Raw genomic sequence first — 5,203 nt, forward strand, 5'->3', positions numbered from 1 at the left:
CAGGACAACTCTTTGTCCTCGGAGACAATCGAACAACGGCTGTAGATAGTCGTGCTTTTGGAACCATTCCTATACAGGATACCCATGGCAAGGTGGTAACAGTCCTAAGGCGACGGGGCTTTTGATGATAATTTATGAAAAAAGAAATTTATTATGACGACATAAAATTCATATCTATTAGAAAAAAATTTTTAAATTCATATGATTTGGTAATAAATCTTGATGAAACTACCACTTTTTTTAAGTATGCATGTAATTATATTACTGATGCTTTTTCATCAGGCAAAGATAAAAAAAATACTTTTGTTATTTGTGAAATAAAAAATATAAATGAAATATTAAAAGAGTTATTAGAAAAAATGGAATTTAATTATGACGATTTTAATAATGCTCAAAAAAGCACAATTTACTCTGATAAAGTTCATAAAAAGTATAGTTTTTCAAAATCAAAAAACTATAAAAGTAAAGAAATAATAAAAATTTCAGATGGCAATAATAGCATCTATGTGATTGATAACTTTGTTGAAAATGATAAAAGCATAATCTTAGACTGTCCTCCAAATAAAATGTTGTATCAAATATTATACAGACCTATGCCATTGAAATATAATAAGAAATTAAATTAAAATTTAGAGGTGTATATTACAATGACTAAAAGAATATTTTGAATATAGGGATAAAGGTTATATTAAAGCTAAATAGTTTTTATATACAGGCAATTAAAATAATAATAAAAGGAGTTATTGCATATTGTGATATATTCTTGAAAATATTGCAATTAATAAAACATAGGGCTACCTGAAAATAGATAGCCCTTTTATAATTGTTTATTAATTTATAGATTTATATATTTCTCTAAAGTTTTTAAGTTTTTCATCAAGTTCAGCAATTCCCCATTTTCCATTATCTTTTTCTAAATAAATTGTTGTTTTCATAGAAGCATACTTATCGATTCTTTGGAAGGCTTGTTTCATTGAGCTAAACATTTTTGTTATTATTTTATCAAAGATTTCGTCTTCTGAGAAATTATCTAGATTTTTCATTTCTTTTTCGTTTAGAAAGTTGTTGTTCATTAATTCTGAATATTTTTGTAAACTTGTTGTGAAATCTGGCGTTTTTATATTTAATGTTACTTCGACAATATCATTTGTAACATATCTTATTTTTTCAACGTCAATTTTGTTTTTATTCATTATATAATCGAACATGTCATTATATAATTCGTTCATTTTTTTCTGAAATTTAAGAGAATTTTTTTGACTTATTGCGGGTAATTGAATTTGTTCATCCATCATTCTGGAAATCATAGATTTCATTCCAGTTGATACTGCTCGTTTAATTAAATCATAATCTCTTTTAGCCGCAATCTCAATTTCACTGTTATTTTTTGTAATTTCCTGCTGTGATAAAGTAACCCCTTTCTTTAGGACAACTTTATAATTGGCTGAGAATAGCTGGATTGATAATGATAGTAGTAGAAAAATTAGTAGTTTTTTCATAGGTAATAAACTCCTTTGATAGTTTTGTTTTGTTAGCATTTTAACATATTTTTTATATATTGACAAATAGAATAAAAATTGATATAATTGTAATACAAATATTACAATTGGAGGAATAGAAATGCCAACATTGTCATTGAGAATAGAAAAAGAGGATTTAGAATTCCTGAAAGAGTATGCAAATATAAATCATCTTAATATGTCTTCTTTTGTCCGTAATTTGATTTTAGATAAAATATATGATGAAATAACTGAAGAAGATGAAAAAAGAATATTAAAAAGATGGGAAAATGCAAAATCTGAAAAAACTGCTTCTGCTGAAGAGGTTTTTAAAAGGTTAGAACTATAATGGAAAATCAAATTTATGAAGTTAAGTTTACTGAATCGGCAGAAAAGGATTTAAAAAAATTAAGTAAAACAAATAAAGCTATTGCTAAACTTATAAAAAAATGGATTTTAGAAAATTTAATAGGTACACAAAATCCAAAGCAAAGAGGAAAGGCATTAATTGGAAATTTAAAAGGATTATGGAGATACAGGGTAGGCTCTTATAGAATCGTGGCTGAAATAAAGGATGATGTTTTACTAATATTAATTATAGAAATTTCAGATAGAAAAGAAACTTATAAAGATAAAAAGAGAAAAACATACAAAGATGGAAAAATAAAATAAATATACAGGACAGAGAAAAAAATATTTACAAATAAAAAAGGACTTCAAGTCCTTTTTTATTGAATATTATAATCTTCTACCATATTGAGAATTAGTTCTATTGCGTGTAATATTCCTATCTTTAACTGTATTTTCCAGCTCAATATTTAGATTATTCTTAAAATCATCCCACCAGCCATAAGTGTTGTCTGGAACATTTTCAATTGCCGCTATTACTGTTTTTTCTATTTCTAAAAGTGAAAACTTTCCATTAGAATCTTCGTGAAGAATATTTGTCATTTGCTTAATGAATTTATTGCCTGCATTGTGTTTTCGTCTGATATAAGCTCCCTTAATTTTTTCATCAGCCCTAGCTTCAGCTTCTCCAAATAACTTATCATATTCAGATTTGTTATTTGCTTTAAAATTTAAAATATCCTTGTCTGTAACTTCGTAGTATCTCAAATGTTCACGAACCAGATCATCAACTTCTTTTTGTATAATTGGCTGGGCCAGCTTTTCAAGTTCGGCTTTTCTACGTCTTTTCTTTTCCTCCAAGTCCGCATAGCTGTCATTAAGCTGTCTAAGACGATTATTAAGCTCCTGCTGTTCACGTTCCATTTGAAGTCTTTTGTCTAAAATATCCTGCTTTATGGCATTATTCTTGGCTTCCTCCTTTTCTACGTCCTTCTTAATGTTTCTCATCAAAGTATCTCCACGTTTTCTTGCTTCATTAAGAGCTTCATTAATAAGTTCCTGCTTTCGCCTTTCTGAAACGACATAAGGTTTTTCTGCTTCTGTTCTCTTTTCCCAGATTTGTTCATCAAGATTACGTATTTCATTATTTTTGCTGTTCTGTTCCTTTTCCAAAAAATTAATTGAACTTTTTAAATTACTCGCTTCAGTTTCAAGTGTTTTAATCTCAAAATAAAGGTTTTCCCTGTTCTTGATCAACTCTTCAACTTTTTCTCCTTTTGAATAATCTTCTATTTTTTTATTGATTGCTTCAAAATCTACATTCTTGAAAATTTCATCAAATAATTTTATTTCTTTTTTAAGATTTTTCTTGAAATTTTTGTTATTCTGTCTCTGATTTAATTTGTCCTTGATTATCTTCTTTATATTGAAAATACGCTTAAAATCCGTAATTTCCTTATTACTTTTTCTTACCTTGAAATCTGTTTCATAGTTTTTAAATTCATTCAAGAAATCTTCCTTTGAAATTTTTTTCTTTTTGTCAATAATTTCCCTTTTTGAAAGAATTTCTGTATATTTCATAAACTCATTTTTTGAATAATCATTGCTGCCAATCTTACTTTCAAGATCCTTTTTCTCCTTTTCCATAGCGAATTTTGTCCTGTCAAGCTCTTCAGAAGAATTTACTTTTTCAGTTCTTCTGACAACAACTTCCACACCTTCATTTGAAAATACCTTGACTTTATTTTTTAACTCATTAACAACAGGATTATTAAGCATAAAATCATTTACAAATTCTTCATTGAAAGTCCTGTAAAAATCTTTAGTGAACGGAGAAGTACCATTCTCAAATTTAAACTTTTTATCTGACTTATTTTTGTTCAGCTTGGCTAACTGTCTTTCAATAATTTTCGGTTTTTGCTGAACCTTAAATTCTTCAAATGCCTTTTTATACTCATCAGTTCCAGCAATTAGCCCAAGCTCCTTATTTCTTCTCAAAAATGCACTGCTCAAAGCTGATTTAACTTTTGCTGGATTAACATCACTTACCGTATACTCATCTTTCTGATTATTCTCTTCCAAAAAAGTCCACATCGACTGCAGATGAGGCGTGCTTTCATCGAAGTGAATTACTGCATATACACATCGTGCATTTTTATCAAATTTTTTACTTAAAAACTCAAGATTTTCCTTGTAATACTGCTCCCACTTTTCAAGAGAAAGCATATATGTCAAATCCACTCCATTCTTTGCCTCAAAATTTCCTGTCTGCACCTGTGATACGACGCTTACCACATCCCTGCTCCTGCTGTCAACTTCTGTATCATAATACTGCCGTTCAAGGACAGATAAATCCTTGACAAGAATTTTGTTAAACTGTGTCAGTTTCTGATTGACATTATTCTTAAACTTCTCCAATTCACGAAACGCTTCCCTTACTACATTGTTGATGTTGCTCCTACCTGATTTAGAATTGTATTTCTTAAAGTTGTTTATTGCTGAAATCTCAGCCATTTTTATTCCCCCTTTTATCAAAAAATGCTTCTTCATTTTTCAATTTATTTTAATTATACTTCTTTACAATTTTTTTTGCAAATCAGAGGTTTTGGGACTATTCAATTTCTGCATCGGCCAGTCGCAATGCAAGAGGGCGAAGCCCTTTGCAAAGCTCCTCCATTCATTAAAAATGAATGGCTTGCCTGTCATTTTTTTCAAAAATTACTGCCGAGCTCTCAAACGCCGAGGGCTTTTCAGGCAAAAAAAATGAGTTCTTAATGCGAGCGTTCCACTTCGCAAAGCCGAATCATTTTTCTGCCAGCTTCATCTGAAAAAATTTAGTAAAAATTCGTTATTTTGATTGAAGACAAAATTCAAAGTAAAAATAATTTATTTTTATATTAAAAGAGCAGTCTTTAGAACTGCTCTTATCACTACTGCTATGAGTTTTTAATCTGTAAGTCATTGCCGCTAGGACTTTTAATTTAAAGAGTTGATTTGTTCCTCAATATCTCTAATTTCTTCTCTTAACTTTTTTATCAAATGCTGTCTTTTTACTTTTTCTCTTGTTAAAAAAATTCTTTTTTCTTCTACATCGGATAATTTTATCGCTTCTTTCTGTTCCACTATCTCTTTTAATTTTGAACTTGGGTCATCTGATGTAATTACTTCTATAATTTCAGTTTCTTTAAAATCATCTTTTTTTTGCCCTGTTAAAGTTTTTACAGTTCTGTTAGATAATGTCAAAACTTTTTCAGGCTCTTCAAGTCCCTTAGTTTGATATTTTAAGTATAAGGAATATTTTCTTATTGCTACATTTGCACTATCTCTATCTACGCCTAATTTTTCTATCCATTTTC

Annotated in this window: 6 protein-coding genes and 1 pseudogene; 4 read left to right on the forward strand and 3 right to left on the reverse strand. The window is 28.9% G+C overall.

Features of this window, described 5'->3' with window-relative positions:
* Together Q0370_RS09385 and Q0370_RS09390 are read left to right on the forward strand one after the other, a co-directional pair.
* The coding region (locus Q0370_RS09385) for a S26 family signal peptidase (RefSeq protein ID WP_299575038.1) at positions 1-125 on the forward strand (125 nt) is incomplete at its 5' end.
* A 9-nt stretch (positions 126-134) separates the two neighbouring features.
* Complete coding sequence (locus tag Q0370_RS09390) at positions 135-626, forward strand: hypothetical protein (protein WP_299575029.1); 492 nt, start codon at positions 135-137, stop codon at positions 624-626.
* A gap of 204 nt (positions 627-830) precedes the next feature.
* Here the strand turns inward: Q0370_RS09390 and Q0370_RS09395 are convergent, their stop codons facing one another.
* A complete protein-coding gene (locus Q0370_RS09395; protein ID WP_299575031.1) occupies positions 831-1,499 on the reverse strand; it encodes a hypothetical protein in 669 nt (222 codons plus the stop codon).
* A gap of 121 nt (positions 1,500-1,620) precedes the next feature.
* Here Q0370_RS09395 and Q0370_RS09400 point away from each other — a divergent pair, with 121 nt between their 5' ends.
* On the forward strand, positions 1,621-1,848 hold the full coding sequence (locus Q0370_RS09400; protein ID WP_026748277.1) for a DUF6290 family protein: 228 nt from the start codon (positions 1,621-1,623) through the stop codon (positions 1,846-1,848).
* Positions 1,848-2,171 carry a type II toxin-antitoxin system RelE/ParE family toxin gene (locus Q0370_RS09405; RefSeq protein ID WP_299575034.1) on the forward strand — a complete coding sequence of 108 codons (324 nt, stop codon included), beginning with the start codon at positions 1,848-1,850 and terminating at the stop codon, positions 2,169-2,171. Before Q0370_RS09400 ends, Q0370_RS09405 begins: the two co-directional genes overlap by 1 nt.
* 66 nt (positions 2,172-2,237) lie before the next feature.
* Here Q0370_RS09405 and Q0370_RS09410 read toward each other — a convergent pair whose 3' ends face one another.
* Positions 2,238-4,361, reverse strand: coding sequence for a plasmid recombination protein (locus tag Q0370_RS09410; protein WP_299575036.1), 2,124 nt, complete (start codon positions 4,359-4,361; stop codon positions 2,238-2,240).
* Between the two features lie 462 nt (positions 4,362-4,823).
* Positions 4,824-5,203, reverse strand: a pseudogene (locus Q0370_RS09415) (hypothetical protein); the annotation flags it as partial.

The organism is uncultured Leptotrichia sp., assembly GCF_938036635.1.
In the GTDB taxonomy this organism is placed as follows: domain Bacteria; phylum Fusobacteriota; class Fusobacteriia; order Fusobacteriales; family Leptotrichiaceae; genus Leptotrichia; species Leptotrichia hongkongensis.